This is a genomic window from Verminephrobacter aporrectodeae subsp. tuberculatae, assembly GCF_026127385.1.
Taxonomy (GTDB): domain Bacteria; phylum Pseudomonadota; class Gammaproteobacteria; order Burkholderiales; family Burkholderiaceae_C; genus Acidovorax; species Acidovorax aporrectodeae.
Genome location: NZ_QZCX01000001.1, coordinates 359875 through 381067 on the forward strand (window position 1 = coordinate 359875; position 21193 = coordinate 381067).

Annotated in this window: 19 protein-coding genes and 1 pseudogene; 15 read left to right on the top strand and 5 right to left on the bottom strand. The window is 67.4% G+C overall.

Features of this window, described 5'->3' with window-relative positions; genetic code table 11:
* Positions 1–63: 63 nt before the first annotated feature.
* From D5041_RS01175 to D5041_RS01230, 12 genes and pseudogenes are all read left to right on the top strand, one after another.
* Positions 64–954 (top strand): glycine betaine ABC transporter substrate-binding protein, encoded by an 891-nt coding sequence (locus D5041_RS01175; RefSeq protein ID WP_265283667.1) that lies wholly within the window; start codon positions 64–66, stop codon positions 952–954.
* A 35-nt stretch (positions 955–989) separates the two neighbouring features.
* A complete protein-coding gene (locus tag D5041_RS01180; protein ID WP_265283668.1) occupies positions 990–1571 on the top strand; it encodes a DUF5943 domain-containing protein in 582 nt (193 codons plus the stop codon).
* Positions 1572–1586: 15 nt separating this feature from the next.
* The gene (locus tag D5041_RS01185; protein WP_265283669.1) at positions 1587–3647 is read left to right on the top strand and encodes an NADH:flavin oxidoreductase; all 2061 of its coding nucleotides are present in this window, start codon (positions 1587–1589) and stop codon (positions 3645–3647) included.
* A gap of 1 nt (position 3648) precedes the next feature.
* The gene (locus tag D5041_RS01190) at positions 3649–5535 is read left to right on the top strand and encodes a DUF3483 domain-containing protein (RefSeq protein WP_265283670.1); all 1887 of its coding nucleotides are present in this window, start codon (positions 3649–3651) and stop codon (positions 5533–5535) included.
* A 41-nt stretch (positions 5536–5576) separates the two neighbouring features.
* Positions 5577–6110 (top strand): annotated as a pseudogene (locus D5041_RS01195) ((Fe-S)-binding protein); the annotation flags it as partial.
* Positions 6107–7222 (top strand): FAD-binding protein, encoded by a 1116-nt coding sequence (locus tag D5041_RS01200; protein ID WP_265283671.1) that lies wholly within the window; start codon positions 6107–6109, stop codon positions 7220–7222. The pseudogene D5041_RS01195 and the gene D5041_RS01200, both read left to right, overlap by 4 nt.
* Positions 7219–7995: a hypothetical protein gene (locus D5041_RS01205; RefSeq protein ID WP_265258616.1), complete on the top strand. Its 777-nt coding sequence runs from the start codon at positions 7219–7221 to the stop codon at positions 7993–7995. The genes D5041_RS01200 and D5041_RS01205 overlap by 4 nt, the downstream gene beginning before the upstream one ends.
* A gap of 22 nt (positions 7996–8017) precedes the next feature.
* On the top strand, positions 8018–9280 hold the full coding sequence (locus D5041_RS01210) for an aromatic ring-hydroxylating oxygenase subunit alpha (RefSeq protein ID WP_265258615.1): 1263 nt from the start codon (positions 8018–8020) through the stop codon (positions 9278–9280).
* A gap of 30 nt (positions 9281–9310) precedes the next feature.
* Complete coding sequence (locus tag D5041_RS01215; RefSeq protein WP_265283673.1) at positions 9311–10432, top strand: FAD-binding oxidoreductase; 1122 nt, start codon at positions 9311–9313, stop codon at positions 10430–10432.
* 164 nt (positions 10433–10596) lie between these two features.
* Positions 10597–11634 (top strand): quaternary amine ABC transporter ATP-binding protein, encoded by a 1038-nt coding sequence (locus tag D5041_RS01220; RefSeq protein WP_010109644.1) that lies wholly within the window; start codon positions 10597–10599, stop codon positions 11632–11634.
* A 25-nt stretch (positions 11635–11659) separates the two neighbouring features.
* Positions 11660–12499, top strand: coding sequence for an ABC transporter permease (locus tag D5041_RS01225; protein ID WP_050809558.1), 840 nt, complete (start codon positions 11660–11662; stop codon positions 12497–12499).
* A gap of 33 nt (positions 12500–12532) precedes the next feature.
* Positions 12533–13684: a GlxA family transcriptional regulator gene (locus D5041_RS01230; RefSeq protein WP_265283674.1), complete on the top strand. Its 1152-nt coding sequence runs from the start codon at positions 12533–12535 to the stop codon at positions 13682–13684.
* 92 nt (positions 13685–13776) lie between these two features.
* Here the strand turns inward: D5041_RS01230 and D5041_RS01235 are convergent, their stop codons facing one another.
* A complete protein-coding gene (locus D5041_RS01235) occupies positions 13777–13989 on the bottom strand; it encodes a hypothetical protein (RefSeq protein ID WP_265283675.1) in 213 nt (70 codons plus the stop codon).
* Between the two features lie 118 nt (positions 13990–14107).
* Positions 14108–14584, bottom strand: a complete 477-nt coding sequence (locus D5041_RS01240) for a hypothetical protein (RefSeq protein WP_265283676.1) — start codon at positions 14582–14584, stop codon at positions 14108–14110.
* Positions 14585–15072: 488 nt separating this feature from the next.
* On the opposite strand from D5041_RS01240, the gene D5041_RS01245 reads away from it, so the two are divergent.
* The 3 genes from D5041_RS01245 (at position 15073) to D5041_RS01255 (ending at position 18747) form a co-directional block, all read left to right on the top strand.
* Entirely contained in the window at positions 15073–16032 is a 960-nt protein-coding gene (locus tag D5041_RS01245; protein ID WP_265283677.1) for a choline ABC transporter substrate-binding protein, read from the top strand.
* Positions 16033–16068: 36 nt separating this feature from the next.
* Positions 16069–17271 carry a formaldehyde dehydrogenase, glutathione-independent gene (gene fdhA / locus D5041_RS01250; protein ID WP_010103225.1) on the top strand — a complete coding sequence of 401 codons (1203 nt, stop codon included), beginning with the start codon at positions 16069–16071 and terminating at the stop codon, positions 17269–17271.
* 69 nt (positions 17272–17340) lie between these two features.
* On the top strand, positions 17341–18747 hold the full coding sequence (locus D5041_RS01255) for an L-serine ammonia-lyase (protein WP_265283678.1): 1407 nt from the start codon (positions 17341–17343) through the stop codon (positions 18745–18747).
* A gap of 46 nt (positions 18748–18793) precedes the next feature.
* Here D5041_RS01255 and D5041_RS01260 read toward each other — a convergent pair whose 3' ends face one another.
* The 3 genes from D5041_RS01260 to D5041_RS01270 all read right to left on the bottom strand — a co-directional run bounded on the left by D5041_RS01260 (position 18794) and on the right by D5041_RS01270 (position 21186).
* A complete protein-coding gene (locus D5041_RS01260) occupies positions 18794–19036 on the bottom strand; it encodes a type 2 periplasmic-binding domain-containing protein (protein WP_265282049.1) in 243 nt (80 codons plus the stop codon).
* Between the two features lie 156 nt (positions 19037–19192).
* Positions 19193–19789: a hypothetical protein gene (locus tag D5041_RS01265; protein ID WP_265283679.1), complete on the bottom strand. Its 597-nt coding sequence runs from the start codon at positions 19787–19789 to the stop codon at positions 19193–19195.
* A gap of 365 nt (positions 19790–20154) precedes the next feature.
* A complete protein-coding gene (locus D5041_RS01270; RefSeq protein ID WP_265283680.1) occupies positions 20155–21186 on the bottom strand; it encodes a hydroxyacid dehydrogenase in 1032 nt (343 codons plus the stop codon).
* Positions 21187–21193: the final 7 nt, after the last annotated feature.

Genomic DNA, 21193 nt, shown 5'->3' on the forward strand with positions numbered 1-21193 from the left:
CCGCCCCGAGCGCCGCACCAGACATCCACACCCGCCAGGGTCCATTCTTCAAGGAGGTCCAGCATGTTCCAGCAACGCACCCATTCCCCGCGGCACCGCCGCCCGTTTCTGACCCGCACCCTGGGCCTGGCCGCCGCGCTGGCGCTCCCGGGCCGCGCCGCGTGGGCGCAGCAGGGCAAGCCGGCGATCCGCATCGGCGTCGTCGATGGCTGGGCGGACAGCGTCGCCACGACCCAGCTCGCCGCCGCCGTGATCCGCAGCAAGCTCGGCCACCCCGTCGAGCTGGTGTCGGTGGCCGCGGGCCTGATGTGGCAAGGCGTTGCGCGCGGCGACCTGGACGCCACGCTCGCGGCCTGGCTGCCGGTCACGCACGGGGCGTACATGGCCAACTTCAAGGACAAGGTACAGGTCCTGGGCGTGAACTACGCCGGCGCGAAGATCGGTCTCATCGTTCCCGACTACGTCAAGGCCACGAGCCTCGCGGACCTGAACGGCCTGCGCGCGGACTTCGACAACCGCATCGTCGGCATCGACGCGGGCGCGGGGATCATGCGCAAGACCGAGGAGGCCATCAAGGCCTACGGCCTGGAGATGCGCCTGCAATCGAGCTCGGGGCCGGCGATGAGCGCGGAACTCGACCGCGCGTACCGCGCGAACAAGCCCATCGTCGTCACCGGCTGGATCCCGCACTGGATGTTTTCCAAATACAAGCTGCACTTCCTGGCCGACCCGAAGAACGTCTACGGCGCCGAAGAGAACGTGCACAGCGTCGTGCACCCCGGGCTGGGCAGCAAGGCCCCTGCGGTCGTGGCCTTGCTGAGCCGGCTGTCGTGGAGGCCCGAGGAGATCGGCAGCGTGATGCTGGCCATCGAGGGCGGGGCGAAACCCGAGGCCGCGGCCGAAAAGTGGATGCACGACAACCCGGAGCGCGTCGCCAGCTGGCTCGCGCCCTGAACGCAAAACGACACCCACCCCCACGAGGCCCCCCGATGACCCCGCAACTGCCCATCGATGTAGCCGCCGACAGCGGCATCTGGACCACCGACGGTCTGCCGATGATTTACATGCCGCGGCATTTCTTCGTGAACAACCACGTCGAGACCGAGGCCGTCGTCGGGCGCGAGCGGTACGCGCCCGCGCTGTACAAGGCCGGCCACCGCTCGGCGCATTTCTGGTGCCAGCAAGAGGCCGTGACCCACGGGTTGAAGGGGCTCGCGGTCTACCGGCACTACCTCCAGCGCCTGTCGCAACGCGGCTGGGGGCAGTTCGCGTTCCTCCACGCCGACGCCGACACGGGCTGCGCCCAGGTCCGGGTGGCGCATTCGGTGTTCGTGCTCGCGCAAGGCATTGCCGGCGTTCCGGTGCGGCGCGACAGGATCTGCTACGCCTTCGCCGGCTGGTTCGCCGGCGCGATGGACTGGGTGCTCGAATCTGGCGGATCGCGCCTGCGCACGACCTGCGCCGAGGACCGGTGCGCGGCCGAACACGCCGAACATACCGAGCACGCCGGACCGGCCGAAGGCGCACCGCCGCAGCCGCCGCACTGCATCTTCACCGTTCACCCCCTTTGAACTCAGGGCCGGACCATGCGCTACCCGCATCTGTTTGAACCCCTGCGCCTGAACCAGCTGCTGCTGCGCAACCGCATCGTGAGCACCGCGCACGCCGAGGTCTACGGCCGCGACGGGGTCCCGACGCCGCGCTACATCCGCTACTACGAAGAGAAGGCCCGGGGGGGCGTCGGCCTGGCGATTTGCGGCGGCTCCAGCCCGGTGTCGCGCGACAGCCCCTGGTCCTGGTGGAGCTCGATCAATCTGACGCGCGACGCGGTCATCGAGCCGCTGTCCAGGCTCGCCGAAACCATGCACCGGCACGGCACGAAGCTGATGATCCAGGCCACGCACATGGGGCGGCGCAACGCCTGGGGCGGCTTCGACTGGCCGCATCTGGTCAGCCCCTCGGGAATCCGCGAGCCGGTGCACCGGGGCAACGCGAAGACCATCGAGGTCGAGGAGATCCGGCGCATCGTCGCCGACTTTGGCCGGGCCGCGAAACGGGTGCAGGACGCCGGGCTCGACGGGATCGAGATCTCCGCCGCGCACCAGCATCTGATCGACCAATTCTGGAGCCCGCGCGTGAACCAGCGCAGCGACGAGTACGGCGGCAGCCTGGAGAACCGCCTGCGTTTCGGCATGCAGGTGCTCGAGGCCGTGCGCGAGCAGGTCGGCGCCGACTTCTGCGTCGGCCTGCGCGTGAGCGCCGACGAGTTCCACGAAGACGGAATCGACCACGAGGTGGCCAAGGAGATCGCCCAGGCCATGTCGGAAAGCGGCCTCATCGATTTTCTGGACGTGGTCGGATCGGGCGCCGACACGCACAACACCCTGGCCAACTGCATGCCGCCCATGGCGCTGCCGCCCGAGCCCTTCGTGCATCTGGCCGCGGGGATCAAGTCCGTCTCCAGGGTGCCGGTGCTGCACGCGCAGGGAATCCGCGACGCCGCGCAGGCGGAACGCATCCTGGCCGCCGGCATGGTCGATCTGGTGGGCATGACGCGCGCGCAGATTGCCGACCCGCACATGGTCGTGAAGATCCGCGACGGCCGGGAGGACCAGATCAAACAATGCGTTGGCGCGAATTACTGCATCGACCGGCAGTACAAGGGCCTGGACGTGCTGTGCATCCAGAACGCCGCCACGGGCCGTGAACAGAGCATGCCGCAGGTGCTCGAAAAGAGCGCCGGCGTACACCGCAAGGTGGTCGTCGTCGGCGCCGGCCCCGCGGGCCTGGAGGCCGCGCGCGTGGCGCGTGCGCGCGGCCACGAGGTGCTGCTGTTCGAGCAGGCGTCCGCGGTCGGCGGCCAGGTGAATCTGGCCGCGAAGGCGCCCCAGCGCGAGCAGATGGCCGGAATCATCCGCTGGTTCGACATGGAAACCCGGCGCCTGGGCGTGCAGCGGCGCCTGGGCGTCACGGCCGACGTGGCGATGGTGCTCGCCGAAGCGCCCGACATCGTGGTGCTGGCCACCGGCGGTGTTGCGCACACCGGCCAGACGCCGGCCTGGGGCGCGGCGCAGGGCCTGTGCGTGAGCAGCTGGGACATCCTGTCGGGCGCCGTTGCGCCGGGCGAGAACGTCCTCGTGTACGACAGCATCGGCGCCCACGCGGGCACCGGCGTTGCCGACTTCATCGCCACGCGCGGCAAGCAGGTGGAAATCGTCACGCCCGACGCGAAGGTCGCCGACGACGTGGGCGGGACCACCTTCCCGATCTTCTACCGCCAGCTCTACGCGAAGGGGGTGATACAGACGCCCAATTGCTGGCTGGAAAAGGTCTACCTCGAAGGCGACAAGCGCATCGCGGTCCTGAAGAACGAATACACCGAGGCCCTGGAGGAGCGCGCCGTGGACCAGGTGGTGCTGGAGAACGGCGTCCTGCCCAACGACGGCCTGTACTGGCAGCTCAAGCCGCTGTCGCTGAACCAGGGCCAGACCGACATCGACGCGCTGTACGACGCGCAGGCGCAGCCGGGCCTGAGTCTGCCCACCGGCGATGGCGACTTCCTGCTCTACCGCGTCGGCGACTGCGTCTCGATGCACGACATCCACGGCGCGATCTACGACGCGCTGCGCCTGTGCAAGGACTTCTGACATGCTGGCGCAATTCATCGGTGGAATCTTCTGGCTCGCGCTGCTCGGCCTGGCCTGGGGTCTTGCGCGGCGCGCGCGGCTCTGGCGCACGGGGCGCGCGAGCGCCGTGGATCTGCGCGGACTGCTACAGATTCCGAAGCGCTACCTGGTCGATCTGCACGAGGTCGTGGCGCGGGAGCCCTTTGTTGCGCGGGCCCACGTGGGCGTCGCCGGCGGCGCCTTGCTCGCGCTGGCGCTGGTGGCGCTCAACTACGGCCTGGGCCTGCACGCGCGCAGCCTGGACGCGCTGCTGCTGCTCGCCGGCCTGCTGATGCTCGCCGGCGCCGGCGCCATGGCCTGGCGCCGCCAGGGCGCAGCGGCGCGCCTGTCGCGCGGGCCATGGCAGCGCCTGCCCTGGACCCTGCTGCTGTTCGCGCTGGCGGTGGCGCTCACGGCTGCCGTGGGGTTCACGGGGGTCGCGCTGGCGCCCTGGCTCGCAGCCTGCATCAGCCTGGCGTTTGCCGCGGGCGCCGCGGAGCTCGCGCTGGGCCCGGGACTGGGCGGGCCCATGAAGCATGCGCTCGCGGGCCTGCTGCACCTGGGATTGCACCCCCGGCCCGAGCGCTTTCGCGTCGACAAACGCGCGGCCACGGCCTTGCAGCCCCTGCGCCTGGACGCCGGCGACCTGGGCGTGGGCCGGCCCGCCGATTTCGCCTGGAACCGGCTGCTGTCGTTCGACGCCTGCGTGCAGTGCGGCAAATGCGAGGCCGCCTGCCCGGCCTTCGCGGCGGGCCAACCGCTGAACCCGAAAAAGCTGATCCAGGACCTGGTCGCAGGAATGGGCTCGGCGAGCGACGCGCGCTACGCCGGCAGCCCCCACCCCGGCGCAGGCACCGGCCGGCACCATGGCGCGCCGGACGCGCCCATCGTTCCCGGACTCATCGCCAGCGACACGCTGTGGTCCTGCACCACCTGCCGCGCCTGCGTGCAGGAATGCCCGATGCTGATCGAACACGTGGACGCGATCGTCGACATGCGCCGCCACCTCACGCTGGTCGGCGGCGTGCTGCCGAACCAGGGCATGCAGGCGCTCGAACAGCTGCGCGACACGGATACCGTGGGCAGTTTCCCGCTCGCGGCGCGCCACCACTGGGCCGCCGACCTGAACGTGCCGGTGCTGAGCATGGGCATGCAGGCGGACTGGCTGCTGCTGGTCGGCGAAGGCGGCTTCGACATGCGCTACCAGCGCACGCTGCGCGCCCTCGTGAAGACGCTGCAAAGCGCCGGCCTGGACATCGCGCTGCTGGGCGCGGCGGAGACCGACTGCGGCGACCTGGCGCGGCGCCTGGGCGACGAGGCGGGCTTCCAGCGCCTCGCGGCGCAGCTCATCAAAACCCTCGGGGCGCGCAGCTTCCAGCGCATCGTGACGCCCGACCCGCACCTCTTGCACGCGCTGAAGAACGAGTACCCGGCGCTGGGCGGTCATTTCGACGTGTGGCACCACAGCCAGCTGCTCGCCGACCTGCTCGCCCGGGGCCAGCTGCAACCCCTGCGCGCCGCGAGCAGCCAGTGCGTGACCTACCACGACCCGTGCTACCTGGGCCGCTACGCGCGCGAAGTGGACGCCCCGCGCGCGCTGCTCCAGGCCCTTGGCGTGCAACTCGTCGAAATGCCGCGCAACCGCGAGAAGGGGCGCTGCTGCGGCGGTGGCGGCGGCGCGCCGTTCACCGACGTCCCCGGCGCCCGGCGCATCCCGGACATCCGCATCGCAGACGCAAAGGGCACGGGCGCCGGCGTGCTCGCCGTCGCCTGCCCGAACTGCACGGCCATGCTCGAGGGCGTGGTCGGGCCGCGCCCCGAGGTGCTGGACATCGCCGAACTGCTGGCGCACGCGCTGGAGATCGCATGAGCACGCAGCCGCCCGCGGTACGCCGCATCGACCCGCGCCGCGCGGCGCAGCGCATCAAAACCCTCGGGGCGCGCAGCTTCCAGCGCATCGTGGCGCCCGACCCGCACCTCTTGCACGCGCTGAAGAACGAGTACCCGGCGCTGGGTGGCCATTTCGACGTGTGGCACCACAGCCAGCTGCTCGCCGACCTGCTCGCCCGCGGCCGGCTGCAACCCCTGCGCACCGCGAGCAGCCAGTGCGTGACCTACCACGACCATTGCTACCTGGGCCGCTACGCGCGCGAAGTGGACGCCCCGCGCGCGCTGCTCCAGGCCCTTGGCGTGCAGCTCGTCGAAATGCCGCGCAACCGCGAGAAGGGGCGCTGCTGCGGCGGTGGCGGCGGCGCACCGTTCACCGACGTTCCCGGCGCCCGGCGCATCCCGGACATCCGCATCGCGGACGCAAAGGGCACGGGCGCTGGCGTGCTCGCCGTCGCCTGCCCGAACTGCACGGCCATGCTCGAGGGCGTGGTCGGGCCGCGCCCCGAGGTGCTGGACATCGCCGAACTGCTGGCGCACGCGCTGGAGATCGCATGAGCACGCAGCCGCCCGCGGTACGCCGCATCGACCCGCGCCGCGCGGCGCAGCTCACGCCGCAGGGCGTGCGGCGCAGCGTGCTCGGCGCGGGTGCGGGCGATCCCGTGGCCGCGCAACCAACGCAACCGCACGCGCCCGCAGCCAGCGCCAAGCCGCTGCGCAGCAACGGCCCCTTCCACAACACCCTGCTGGTCGTCGCGCACACCGAGCGCGGCGCGTTCAGCGACGCGGCGCGCCAGGCGATCGCGGCAGCGGCGATTCTGGCGAACGCGCAGACGCAGGTCGTCGTCGCGGCGCTCGGCGCCTGCCACGACGACGTCGCGACGCTCGGCGTGGACCGCCTGCTCGTCCCCGAGGCTTTCGACGCCCGGCGCTACCAGCCCACGGCCTGCGTGCAATGGTTGCAGGGCCTGCGCAGCGCCTGGGCCCCCGCGCATTGGCTGTTCGCCGACCACGGCGCCGACGGCGAGCTGGGCCGGCGTTTTGCCGTGCAGTCCGGGCTGGACCTGGCCTGCGGCGTGCTGGAGCTCGGCGCCGAAAGCCTGCGCGTTCCCGCAGACAGCCGCGACGACTGGCTGCGCCCGCACGCCCCGGTGATGCTGCTCGGCCCGGGCCTCGTCAACCCCCGGCTGCCCTTTGTCGGCCAGGGTCTGCGCGAGACCGCGCCGCCGCTGCCGCAGCGGCCCGAACCCGGCGTCGAGGACCTGGGCGTGCAGGCCGGCGACCCGCGGACGCTGGCGCTGGAAGAGGCCGACCTGATCCTCGCGGCCGGCAACGGGGTGCACGATCTGGCGCTGTTCCATGCGCTGGCGCACGAAGTCGGCGCCGCCGTCGGGGCCTCGCGCGTCGCGGTGGACGCCGGGCGCTTTGCCCGCGCACAGCAAATCGGCGCCACCGGCAAGAGCGTTTCCGCTTCGGCCTACGTGGCGCTGGGGATCTCGGGCGCCGTCCAGCATCTGCAAGGCATCCGGGACTGCCGCCACGTCATCGCGGTGACCATCGACGCGTCCGCGCCCATCGCCAGCCGCGCGAATCTCACGGTGGTCGAGGACAGCACGGCGCTGATGCAGGCGCTGATCGCGCTGGTGCGCCAGCAAAAGGAAAGCGCATGAACACCGCGGCTACCGTGACGGTACTCGTCGCCGCGCGCATCCACCCCGTGAGCCAGCGCCCGACGCGCTGCCCGGCCGACGCCACGGCGGTCGCACTGGCCCTGGGGCTGTCGCTTCCCGTGCGTCTGCTCAGCGCGGGCGACATGCCGCACGCGGTCGCGCACGACTACCTGGCGCTGGGTGCGCGGCTCATCGAGATCCGGCCATGCGCCGACGGTGCGCTGCTGTTCGCGTCCCTGCTGCCCGCGGTGCGCGCCACGGACTGGGTGCTCACCGGAACGCGCGCGCCAGCGGAGCGCGGCAGCGCCGTCCTGCCGCATGCGCTGGCCGCCGCGCTGCAACGGCCGCTGGTGACCGACGTGCTCGCGCTCGAACCCGAGGGACCCGAGGGCAGGGTCTGCATCGTCACGCAGGCGCTGCCGCAGGGCGCGCGGCGGCGCCTGCGCGTGCAGGCGCCTGCCGTGCTCGCGGTCAGCGCCGCCGCCACAGTGCAGCTGCGCCATTCGCTGGCCGCCGCCCGGGCGGGCCGGATCGAGCGCATCGCGCCCACGCCCGGCCCGTGCCCCGACGCGCCCCCCGGCGAACGCGTCCCGGCGGCCCAGCGGCGCCGGCTGCTCGAAGCCAGGAGCGTGCAAAGCGGCCACTCCCGGATGCTCGGGGCCATAGAGTCCGCGGCCCCCACCGGGGGCCGCGTCATAGAAGCCGGCGACCCCGGCAGCAAGGCGCAGGCGGTCCTGGACTACCTGCGCAACCATTCCCTTGTGTCTTTCTGAGAAGGTCAAAAAGAGGCTTCCCATGAACCACCCCCAGCCCCTGTCCGCACACACCCTGATGGTCCGCGACCTGCTCGCGCGCCGCCGCCCCGGCTACGGCCTGGAGGCCCCGTTCTACCTGAGCGAGGAGCTGTTCCGGGCCGACATGGAGCACATCTTCGGCGCGCACTGGATCTTCGTCGCCGTCGAGCCGCAAATTGCCGAAGCCGGGGACTACGTCACGATCGACATGGGCTCCCGCTCGATCCTCATCGTGCGCAGCGACGACCTGCAGATCCGGGCCTTCCACAACGTCTGCCGCCACCGCGGGTCGCGCCTGTGCGCCGACCGCCAGGGCGTGCTGGGGAACATCGTCTGCCCCTACCACCAATGGTCCTACGACCTGACGGGCAAGCTGGTCCACGCCAAGCACATGCCCGACGATTTCGACTTCAGCGACCTGAACCTCCGACCCGTGCACGTGCGCAGCCTCCTGGGCCTGATCTTCATCTGCCTGGGCGATGCGCCGCCGCAAGACTTCGAGCAGATGGCCACCGCCATGACGCCCTACCTCGCGCCGCACCAGCTGCAGCAGTGCAAGGTCGCGGCGCAGGTCGATCTGGTGGAGAACTGCAACTGGAAGATCACCATGGAGAACAACCGGGAGTGCTACCACTGCCTGGCCACCCACCCCGAGCTCACCGTCTCGCTGTACGAACACGGCTTTGGCTACAAGCCGGACGCGCACAACGCGGACAAGCTCCAAGGCTTCCAGGAGATCCTGGAGCGCAGCCACGCCCGCTGGGAAGCCATGGGCCTGCCGTCGGCCGAGATCGACACCCTGGACGAGCGCGTCACCGGCTTTCGCACGCAGCGCCTGCCGCTCGATCGCTGCGGGCAGTCGCAGACCCTGAACACCGAGGTCGCGTCGAAGAAGCTGCTCGCCGACTTCGTGGACCCGGCGCTCGGCGGGCTCTCATTCTGGACGCAGCCGAATTCCTGGCACCACTTCATGAGCGACCACATCATCAGCTTCAGCGTGCTGCCGATCACCGCGGGCAAGACGCTGGTGCGCACCACCTGGTGCGTGCACAAGGACGCGGTCGAGGGGGTGGACTACAGCGTCGAGAACCTGACCGCCGTGTGGAACGCGACCAACGACCAGGACCGCCGCCTGGTCGAAGAGTCGCAAATCGGCATCGCCAGCGGCGCCTACGAACCCGGCCCGTTCTCCCCGTTCATCGAAGGGCTGCTCGACAAGTTCTGCAACTGGTACGTGCAGCGGCTCAGCGCGCTGGTCCGCTGAACCGTCCCCTGTTCGCCCCGGCGCGCCGCCATGTCCGTCCCTGCCGCAGCCATTGCGCCCATGCTGCTGCCCTCCGACTTCGCGGCGCCCGCGCCGCAGCCCTGGTGCGCCGAGCGCGACGAGACCCTGCGCTGCGTGCAGATCCGGCAGGAAACACACGACGTCAGAACCTTTGTGCTCGGGGCCGACGCGCCGCGCAGCTTTCGCTACCTGCCGGGCCAATTCATCACGCTGGAACTGGACGTCGCGGGCCGCCGGATGAACCGCTGCTACACCCTCTCGTCCACCCCCACGCGCCCCGACCTGGTGGGCATCACGGTGAAGCGGGTTGCGGGCGGCCCGGTGTCGAACTGGCTGCACGACGCGCTGCGCGTGGGCATGGCGCTCAGCGTGCGCGGCCCGGGCGGCGCGTTCAGCTGCTTCGCGGCGCCCGCGCAGCGCTACCTGTTTCTCTCGGGCGGCAGCGGCATCACGCCGCTGATGTCGATGACGCGGGCGCTGCACGACCTGGGCAGCGACGCCGACGTCGTTTTCGTGCACTGCGCGCGCAGCCCCGCCGACCTGCTGTTTCCCGAAGAGCTCGGCCTGATGGCGCGGAATATGCCGCACCTGCGGCTCGCCATGGTCTGCGAGCAGCAAGTCCCCGGCAGCGCGTACGCCGGCCATCTGGGCCGCCTGGACGCCGCGCGGCTGGCGCACATCGCCCCGGACTTCCTGCAACGCGACATCTATACCTGTGGTCCGGCGCCGTTCATGGCCACCATCCGCGCGCAGCTGGCCGACGCGGGATTCGCCATGTCGCGCTACCGGCAGGAGAGCTTCTCCTTTGAAGCGCCGCAAGCCGCCGATGCCGCAGAGACGCGCAGCGAGCGCTCCACGTCCAGCGCCACCAGCTACCAGGTGCGGCTGCAAAAAACGGGCGCGGAATTTGCGTGCCTTCCCGGGCAAACCATACTGGAAGCGGCGACTGCGGCCGGGTTGCGCCTGCCCTTCTCCTGCGCCAACGGCGCCTGCGGAACGTGCAAGAGCAAGAAAATATCCGGCCAGGTGGAAATCCGGCATTCCGGTGGAATTCGGCAGCGTGAAATCGACCAGGGCTGGATCCTTCCCTGCTGCAGCAGGGCCCTGAGCGACATTGCACTGGACCGGTAGCGCAGACCCATTGCCGCACGGCGTGGCAATGGAATAAGGGTAATAACCATTCCGGTGGCGCGGCAGTCCTGCCAATCTCGGGGAACGCTGCGGCGCGACACGGCGCAGCGTCGAATTGAAAATACTGCGGCCCGGCCGCAAGAAAACCCACGGAGAGCCGCGCGATGCCAGACCCGAAAATCAGCGTCAAGAACCTCTGCAAGGTGTTCGGCGACAACGTCCCGCAGGCCATCGAACTGCTCGACGCGGGGCGCAGCAAGGACGAGATTTTTGCCCAGACCGGGAACGTCGTGGGCGTGAACCGGGTCAGCTTCGCCGTGCAGCCCGGCGAGATTTACGTGCTCATGGGCTTGTCCGGGTCGGGCAAGTCCACCTTGGTGCGGCTCATCAACCGGCTGGTCGAACCGTCGCGCGGCTCGATCAACGTGGACGGGCTGGACATTGCCGCGCTGTCGCGGGCCGAGCTCGTGAAATGGCGGCGCCGGCGGGTGGCCATGGTGTTCCAGTCGTTCGCGCTGATGCCGCACCGCAACGTGCTGGCGAACGCCGCCCTCGGTCTGGAGATGGCGGGAACGCCGCGCAAGGCGCGCGAGGCGCGCGCCATGGAGGTGCTGGCCCAGGTCGGCCTGCAAACCTACGCCGCCAAGTACCCCGCGCAGCTGTCGGGCGGAATGCAGCAGCGCGTCGGCCTGGCGCGGGCCCTCGCGGTCGATCCCGAGATCCTGCTCATGGACGAAGCCTTCTCCGCGCTCGATCCGCTCAAGCGCGTGGAGATGCAGAGCCTGTTGCTCGACCTGCAGCGCGCGCAGCAGCGCACCGTGATCTTCGTCTCGCACGACCTCGAGGAGGCGCTGCGCATCGGCACCCGCATCGCGATCATGGAAAGCGGCAATCTGGTGCAGGAAGGCAGCGCGCACCAGATCATCACCCAGCCGGCGAACGCCTACGTGCGCAAGTTTTTCGAGGGCATCGACACCTCGCGCTACCTGACCGCGGCGGACCTGATCGACCCCGGGCTGAACGGCCACTCGTACGGCGGCGGCCCGCGCCTGCCCTGGTCCACCCCGCTGCCCGAAGCCATGCAGACCGTGCTCGGAATCGACCAACCGATCGGCGTGTTCGACGCCACCGACCGCCTGCTCGGCTGCATCTCCGCGCGCAGCCTGCTCGCCAGAATGTCCCAAGAGGCCCGCCATGTCTGAGCTGCTGCGCCCCGCCATCGACGCCCTGCACGACCTGCTGCCCCTGGGGCGCTGGGTGAACCTGGGCGTGAAGTTCCTGCTCGACCACGGCGCCACCTTCTTCGACTCGATCGGCACCCTGGTGGAGGGCTTTGCCCAGTGGATCGAGGAGGGCATGCTCGCGGTGCCGTTCTGGCTCGTGATCCCGGCCGTCGCCGTGCTCGGATGGCGCCGCCTGGGGCCGGGCTTTGGCGTGTTCGTGCTGCTCTCGCTGACGCTGATCGTGGTCACCGGCTTCTGGCCGCAAACCATGGTGACCCTGTCGCTGACGCTGTCGGCAACGCTCATCAGCCTGTTCTTCGGCATTCCGCTGGGCGTCTGGTGCGCGCGCAACGACCGGGTGAACGCCTGCGTGCGGCCGGTGCTCGACTTCATGCAGACCATGCCGGCCTTCGTCTACCTGATTCCCGCAGCCATGCTGTTCGGCCTGGGCCGGGTTCCCGGAACGGTCGCCACCGTGATCTTCGCCATGCCGCCGATGGTGCGGCTGACCAGCCTGGGAATCCGCCAAGTAAACGTCGAACAGGTGGAGGCCGGAAACGCCTTTGGCTGCACCGCGACGCAGCTGCTGTTCAAGGTGCAGTTGCCCATTGCCCTGCCGACGATCATGGCCGGTGTGAACCAGACCATCATGATGGCCCTGTCGATGGTCATCATCGCGTCCATGGTCGGCGCCGGCGGCCTGGGCAACGACGTGCTCGCGAGCATACAGCGCCTGGACATCGGCCTGGGATTTGAAAGCGGTCTCGCGGTGGTGCTGCTGGCGATCATCCTGGACCGGCTCACCGAAAGCTTCGGCGTGGCGCACCAGGATCGCGCAAACTGAGCCCAGCGCGCACAAAAAAACAGGAGGCCCCCGATGCTGCGCGTCTCCCCTGGAGCCATTCCCGACAAGCGCATGCACACCCAGGGCGCCGGTGCTGCCGAAGCGCATGGCCTGCATGGCACGCACGTGGGCTTCATCCTGCTGCCGGACTATTCGATGATCGCCTTCGCGAATGCCGTGGAAACATTGCGCATGGCCAACTACCTGAGTCGCCGCGCGCTCTACCGCTGGAGCGTGCTCAGTCCCGACCAGACGGCGGTGCCTGCAAGCAACGGTCTGGCCATCACGGCCAGCGCGGATCCCGCGAACCTGCCCGGGTGCGACATGGTGTTCGTCTGCGGCGGCGTGGACGTCCGCCGCAACACCAGCGACGCCGTGCGCCGGCTGCTGCGCCGCTGCGCCAGCTTCGGCGTGCCCATGGGCGCGCTCTGCACGGGGGCCTTCGCGCTCGCCAGCGCGGGCCTGCTCGACGGCTACCGCTGCGCGATCCATTGGGAGAACCTCGCCGCCATCAGCGAGGAATTCCCCAAGGTGCGGTTCTCTTCCGAGATCTTCGTCCTGGACCGCGACCGCATCACCTGCTCCGGCGGCACCGCGCCGCTGCACCTCATGCTGCATCTGGTGCGCGCGCACCACGGCGCCCAGCTGGTGATGGACATCTCGGAACAATTCCTCGTCGAGCGGCTGCGCGCCAGCGACGAGCGCCAGAGCATCCCCCAGCCCGCGTGCATCGGGCCGGGCTACCAGCACCTGACCGAGGCGGTGGAGATCATGGCCGCGCGCATCGAAGAGCCGCTGCCGCTGACCGAGCTGGCGCGTTGCGTCGGACTCTCGCTGCGCCAACTGGAGCGCCTGTTCCACCGCTACTTCAGCATGAACCCCGCGCAGTACTACATGCACCTGCGCCTGCGCCGCGCGCAGGAACTGCTCACGCACAGCAGCCTGCTGATCATGCAGGTCACGGTGGCTTGCGGATTCCAATCGTCATCGCATTTCTGCAAGGCCTACCGCAGCCTGTTCGGACATTCACCCAGCGAAGAAAGGCGCCGCCACGCCGGCGCCGCGCAACCACGCACCACCACATGGCGCGCGAGTGCCTCGCCCGCGCGCAGCGCCCGGCTCGAACCCGCGGCCCTGCCGCACTTCGCCCCGTTCTCCGCGCAGGTGGTGCTTGGCACGGCGTAGGCGGGGACCCATCTTTGCCAGCAGGCAATTCGCTGCATCATCATTGGCTTTGAAAATATCACCAACCTCTGGCCTGCCCCCACTTCCCATCATTACACCCCTGAAAAAACTGCAGCGGTTAAATAATCTCTACAACCTGTTCCGGGTTCCATTCCACGCCCCAGCAACAGCATGTTCAGGTTGCCAAAAATAAAGTTGTTCGTCAGTTTCCGGTGATCGGAAAAAATCTTGCTGACCTTCAGCAATGGCACGCGGGCGGCATCAGGTTTTTTTGCAAGACACAACAAAACTCCATCGTAAAACAATAGAACTTTCCAGCGTGACCTCTGCACCCATGATGGCGCTGTCGGGAACAATGACCATCAGGCCCCGGGGTTCGGTGACTACGCAATCTTCGGTATGTTGCTGCTACTGGCACAACTTCTATCGTAATCGAAATTCTTCTAAAAGATCGAAATATACGGTGAATCTATCTTTTTTGGAAAATATAAGTTTCGAATCTTTTTGTTTTACACATATGCCGCCTTTGAGATTTGACCTGACACCAGCAGACATCCTGTAGGCATTAATAACTTCATCTTTTGACAGAACAACAATCCACCAAACATGATCGCCCAAGTTATTGGGGGAATGAATTATTCCATACAGAAAATCTATTTGCGTCCTGGACAATGACATCGCTCGATTCGGCGTTGCGTATGAGGGAAAAAAGCACACACGCTCTCCTTTCTGGATTATTTCATTGATTTTTACCTCTTTATTGAAGATCAATTTTTCAATCAACATGGATTCAAAAGAACGATCTTCAAAAGTTCTGAACCAATGATTCCAATAAAGAAAAATCATCAACGGCACCAGAAAAATAGTCCAGCGAAAGATTTTTCTCTTGATAGAAGTCATCATAACTCCCGGGGTTTGCGCAATCAGGGACTTGCGTCGGTAAATTCATCCAGCATATCTGCTGTGCCCCCTGGCAGCCAGCCGTTGCCTGCGTCAAAACAAAAGCTTGGTAACGCATGTGTCGGAGAGCGTGCGGAACATGTCAGAACTGCCTGACGGGTCGTGTGAAGAAGGAATGACACATGGTAACTTTGAAAGCAATGATTTGGATTGAACGTTACATAATTTGTACGAAACGATGCCTGGTTGGCACGGAACAAGGGCATGAACACGTGGTGCTCTCCTCGCGCAACCTCGGTGATGGACCGTCATGCGGGGCGCACGCCACGGACGCAACCCGCCACACAGCACCGCAGAGATGCCGTTTGCGGACAACTTCGCGTCGTTTGCGGCCAAGCCCTTGCGCGCCAAGCTGTGAGAGTGCGGGGTCCCCGGCCAGCGCCGCGTACCGCCTGCCGTCGTCGTCTCCCATGCACAAGGAACAGGCCATGCCATCGAATGCCGCTGCCGCTTTCCCCGGACTCCCCGCGCTGGGCGTCTCGATCGCCCTGCTGTGCGCGCCTGCGGCTTGGGCGGAGGACGCCGCTTGCAAAACCGTGCGCTTTGCCGACGTGGGCTGGAGCGACATTGCGGCGACCACGGGGCTGGCCTCGGTGGTTCTCGAAGGTCTGGGCTACAAGCCGACCGTGACCATGGCCTCGGTGCCGATTGCGTTTGCCAGCATCAAGGCCAAGCAGATCGACGCCTTCCTGGGCTACTGGAGCCCGAGCATGACGCCGATCATCGAGCCCTTCGTCAAGGCCGGGCAGATCAGGGTGCTCGAGCGGCCGAATCTGGTGGGCGCCAAGTACACCCTCGCGGTCCCTGCGTATCTGTACGAAAAGGGGCTGAAAACCTTTGCCGATATCGCCGGGTTCCGCAAGGAACTCGACGGCAAGCTCCACGGCATTGAGCCCGGCAACGATGGCAACGCGCTGATGCAACGCATGATCGACAAGAACGAGTACGGCCTGGGAGGCTTCAGGCTGGTCGAGTCCAGCGAAGCGGGAATGCTCGCCGAAGTCCAGCGCGCGGCGCGCGGCAGCCGGGCGATCGTCTTTCTGGGCTGGGAGCCGCACCCCATGAACGTGCAGATGAAGATGAAATACCTGGAGGGCGGTGACGCCGTGTTTGGCCCGAACTTCGGGGAGGCCAAGGTATTCACCGCCATTCCACCAAGCTACGAGGCACGCTGCCCGAACGTCGCGACGCTGCTGAAAAACCTGCAATTCAGCACCGACGTCGAAAACGCGGTGATGCTCGGCATTCTCGAAAAAGCCCGGCCCAACGCCGCGGCCAGAGCCTATCTGAAGAAAAACCCCGCCCTGCTCGACGGATGGCTCCAGGGCGTGAAAACCTTTTCCGGCCAGGACGGCCTGCCCGCCGTCGCGGCGGCGCTCCGGCGATGAAATCTTCGTCCCAAGCAAAACCCAAGGAGACTCCCCATGTCAACGAATCGCGCTGTCGTTTACCTGCGCCCGGGCCAGGTCGAGGTCCAGTCCATCCCCTTCCCCAAGCTGCTCGATCCCCTGGGCAAGAGCGCCGAGCACGGCGTGATCCTGCGGGTTCTGAGCACCAATATCTGCGGCTCCGACCAGCACATGGTGCGCGGCCGCACCACGGCGCCGGCCGGGCTGGTGCTGGGCCATGAAATCACGGGCGAGGTGCTGGAGGCCGGCCGCGACGTCGAGACGCTCAAACCCGGCGACATGGTTTCCGTGCCGTTCAACGTGGCCTGCGGGCGCTGCCGCAGCTGCAAGGAGCAAAACACCGGCGTCTGCCTGAGCGTCAACCCCGCGCGCGCCGGCGGTGCCTACGGCTACGTTGACATGGGCGGCTGGATCGGTGGGCAGGCCGAATACGTGATGGTTCCGTACGCCGACTTCAACCTGCTGAAGTTCCCCGACCGCGCGCAGGCGATGGAGAAAATCCGCGACCTGACCTGCCTGTCCGACATTCTTCCCACCGGCTACCACGGCGCGGTCACTGCCGGGGTCGGCCCGGGCAGCACGGTGTACGTGGCGGGAGCCGGGCCGGTGGGTCTGGCGGCGGCCGCGTCGGCGCGGCTGCTCGGGGCGGCAGTGGTCATCGTCGGCGACGTGAATCCGGCGCGTCTGGAGCATGCGCGCAAGGTGGGCTTTGAAACCACCGACCTGTCCAGGGACGCGACGCTGGCGGAACAAATCGGGCAGATTCTGGGAACCCCGGAAGTCGATTCCGCCATCGACGCGGTGGGCTTCGAGGCGCGCGGCCACGGCCACGCGGGCGCGCAGGTGGAGGCCCCGGCGACGGTCCTGAATGCATTGATGGAGATCACGCGCGCGGCGGGGCGGATCGGCATCCCCGGCCTGTACGTCACGCAGGATCCGGGCGCCGCTGACAAGGCCGCGCAGCACGGTGCGCTGAGCATCCGCTTCGGGCTGGGCTGGGCCAAGTCGCACAGCTTTTTTACCGGCCAGACCCCGGTCATGAAATACAACCGCGCGCTGATGCAGGCCATCCTCTGGGAGCGCATCCGGATTGCCGACGTGGTGGGCGTGCAGGTGATCCCGCTCGACGAGGCGCCGACCGGCTACGCCGAGTTCGACGCCGGGGCGCCGAAGAAATTCGTCATCGACCCGCACGGGCTGCTCGCGCAGGCCGCCTGACGCGCAGGGCCCCGAAGGGGGATACTGCCTTCCCGCCAAAGCGCGCAGCGCCGCACGAAGGACCCCCCTATGGCCGTCAGCGTTTTCGACATCTTCAAGATCGGCATCGGTCCGAGCAGCTCGCACACCGTGGGGCCGATGCGCGCGGCGCGCCTGTTCGCCGAACGCCTGCTGCACCAGGGGCTGCTCGCGGGCTGCGCCCGCGTCGAGGTCAAGCTCTATGGCTCGCTGGGGTCAACGGGCAAGGGCCACGGCAGCGACAAGGCGGTGCTGCTCGGGCTCGCGGGCCATGACCCCGAAAGCGTGGACGTGGAGGCCATCGCCTCCTTGCTCGAACGCATCCGCGACACCGGCGAACTGCACCTGGCGAGCCAGCACCCGATCGCGTTCCGGGAGAAGGACCACCTGACGTTCTACCGGCGCGAGACCCTGCCCTTTCACCCCAACGGCATGCGCTGCGTGGCGTACGACGCCGCGGGCGTGGAACTGCTCAACCGCTGCTACTACTCGGTGGGGGGCGGCTTCGTGGTCAGCGACGAGGTGCTCGCCGACGGGCGCAAGCACAGGATGCTGCTCCCGGACCAGACCGTGCTGCCCCATCCCTTTCGCAGCGGCGACGAGTTGCTGCAGCAATGCCGGGCCAGCGGCCTGTCGATTGCCGCCCTGATGCGCCACAACGAACGCCACTGGCGCAGCGACGCCGAGATCGACGCGGGCCTGCTCAGAATCTGGGACGTGATGCAGGCCTGCGTCGTGCGCGGCTGCCGGACCCGGGGCGTGCTGCCCGGCGGCTTCAAGGTGAAGCGGCGCGCCGCCGACCTGCACGCCAGGCTCTGCGCGCACTCCGGGCCCGGAAACCCGATCGGTGGCGCAGACGATCCCCTGCGCGTGCTCGACTGGGTGAACCTCTACGCGCTCGCGGTGAACGAGGAGAACGCCGCCGGGGGCCGGGTCGTCACCGCGCCGACCAACGGCGCCGCGGGAATCGTTCCGGCCGTGCTGCACTACTACACCCGGTTCGTCGCCAGCGCCCGTTCCGAAGGCGTCGTCGACTGCCTGCTGACCGCCGCCGCGATCGGCATCTTGTACAAGGAAAACGCATCACTCTCCGGCGCCGAGGTCGGCTGCCAGGGCGAGGTCGGGGTCGCCTGCTCCATGGCCGCCGCAGCCCTGTGCGCGGTGCTCGGCGGTACGCCCGAACAGGTGGAGAACGCCGCCGAAATCGGCATGGAGCACCACCTGGGCCTGACCTGCGATCCGGTCGGCGGCCTGGTGCAGATCCCCTGCATCGAGCGCAACGCGATCGCCTCGGTCAAGGCCATCAACGCCGCGCGCATGGCGCTGCACGGCGACGGCACGCACCACGTGAGCCTGGACAAGGTCATCAAGACCATGCGCGAGACCGGCGCCGACATGATGAGCAAATACAAGGAGACCGCGCGCGGCGGCCTGGCCGTGAACATCGTCGAGTGCTGAGCCTGCCTCGCGTGCAGCGCGTGGCATGCGGGCACACAGGCCCGCGTCATGCGCCGCAAATCTGCGCGGTCGTCTTCGTCGGCAGAAACCCCTTTTTGCCGAAACCGAACGGTGCCACGAGGGCCAGGTGTTCCCCGGAGCCGATGAATGGCAGCAACCCCTTGTTGAACGCGGCGCGCAAATCCTGGTCGTTCTTTCTGAATCCGAATGCCCCATGCGGAGCCACGGACCTGTTCATGACCTTCTGGAAAGGGTCGGTGGCCTCGACGCCATCGGCCTTCTTGGCCATGTTGGGGCGCAGCGCAGGCGATCGAGCCTGCCCTCTCCCTGCGGCGCACAAACCCGTATGCGGCGCTGCGCGATGCGCATCATGCGCGATCCCTTGCTCTCGTCGCCTGCATTCACACGCGCCGGTACCGCGCAGCCGAGCACCATGGGTCGAGGCTCACGGCCGCGCCGAGGGGCCGAGTGATTGCGTGAACTCCACCCGTTCATGGATCGCGTAGTGGATGAAGTCCCCAGGCGCCAGGGTCTGCAAAGGGGAATGGGTCTCGACTTCAAAGTAAGGCAGTTGCGCTGCATTGAAGACTTCCAACGGATGGGCATGTGCATGGGCCCGCGTCGCATCGACCTCGGAACGCCTGGCATAGCGAACGTTCCATTCGGTAAATTCCACTTCGATCTCACCCCGCTCACTCTGGAATCCGCACTTGAATTCCTTGGCGATATGGCAGTGCACATGCGCGCTGCAAGCCGTCCCATCGATGATTCCTTCTTCCATCAGCGACGCGACCGATGCTTTTCCGGGCAAGGACGTCACGCCTGGCGCCGAACCAGAAGGCGTCGGAGGCAATGGAATCCGGACAATGGCTGGCCGGCGCAGCATCAGCACGTCCCATACGCCACAGCGCACGGTCCGTGTCCCCGCATTGCGAAGCGTGTGCGCAATGCTCCACTCCCGCGCGCCCACGGGCCAATCCAATCGGCGGATGATTTGCAGCCCTGAATCCGAGCAGATGGGACTCTCCAGCGAAAGTCCCATGGCACTTGCATGGCACCAGGACGCCGTGAGTTTCCAAGCCAGACTGTCCAGATCCCGGTGGGGGGACCCGCGAGGCCACGCAGACTCCGGGGCCACCCAGGTCTTTCCTCCGCCCCATAGCGGAAACGCCCAGTCGCCGCAAAGGTCCCGCCATTGCCGTTCATCCCCGGAGAAGGTTTTCCCCTGCAAACCGGGATGGACAAAGCACAGCTCGTGCACACCCGCACGAATTCCCATGAGACGACCGCCCACGGCAGGCACCAGACTCAGCGCCAAGTCCCCCTGCCGCAGGACGATGGCAGGCCATCCTTTGAAAATTTCCAGCGAAAGCGCATGTTCCCCGGCGCGCATACGTGCCTTGAAAATCAGCTCTTGTCCACGGGCTTGCTGCGCAGCAGTGCCACCGTTTCCGGCTGCGCGACCTTGCACAGGCAGGGGGGCAGGCCGCGGGAGATCAGTTCGGCGTCCGAAGTCACCATGGCTCCGATGCCAGCCAGGGTCGCATTCAAAGCGCCCGCCTGATGCGGCGAAAGCAACAGGGAATCAGCCCTGCGGGCACGGTGGTCCAAAGGCAATGGCTCGACCGGAAATACGTCCGTCGCTACGCGAATATGGCCTGTCGCGGCCACGTCCAGCATGGCTTCAAAATCCACGACCCCGGCACGGCTGACGAGCACCAGCGAGGCCCCCGCCTGCATGGACGCAAAGGCTTCCCGACCCAGAAAGCCCTGGTTCTCAGAGGTCACGCCCGCGACCACGAATACAATTTTCGAGCTCGTCAGCACCGCCTCCAACGTAGCGGCCTCATAGCCAAATGACCGAATGTACTCCCGGGATAACCACGGGTCATGGACTTTGACCAGCGGATGAAACGGCGCGAGCAAGGGCACGATGGCGCGGCCCAGATCGCCAAAGCCGATGAACCCGACGTTTTGTTGGCGCAAGGAATAGGCTCCCCGATTCGCATCGAGGCCGTATTTCTCTGTCCCCTCGCGGAAATACCGGTCCGAGCGGCTGATGCCACGCGCCAAATCGATGGCCATGCCAAGCGCTGCTTCTGCGACCGGCTCAGCAAATACGGGGCTGATGTTCAGGATCCGGACACCCCGTGACATGGCGCAGCCATAGTCGATGTTCGGCAGAAAATTGCCTTCCACATTGAATATCGCCCGCAAATGAGGCGCCATGCGCAAACGCGATTCCGGCATATCGATCTGGCCGATGAGTATTTGCAGCCTCGGCGCCAGCGCTTCGAATTCGGCCTGCGTGGGAGGTCCATCGTCATGGATACGGAGTTCCCCCAGGGCACGCAAGCGCTCCAATTGGTTTTCCGTAAAGATGTCTGCGACCTTGCGCGGTGCAGGAACCAGAAGAATGGTTTTGTCAGATGGCATCATGGCAGCT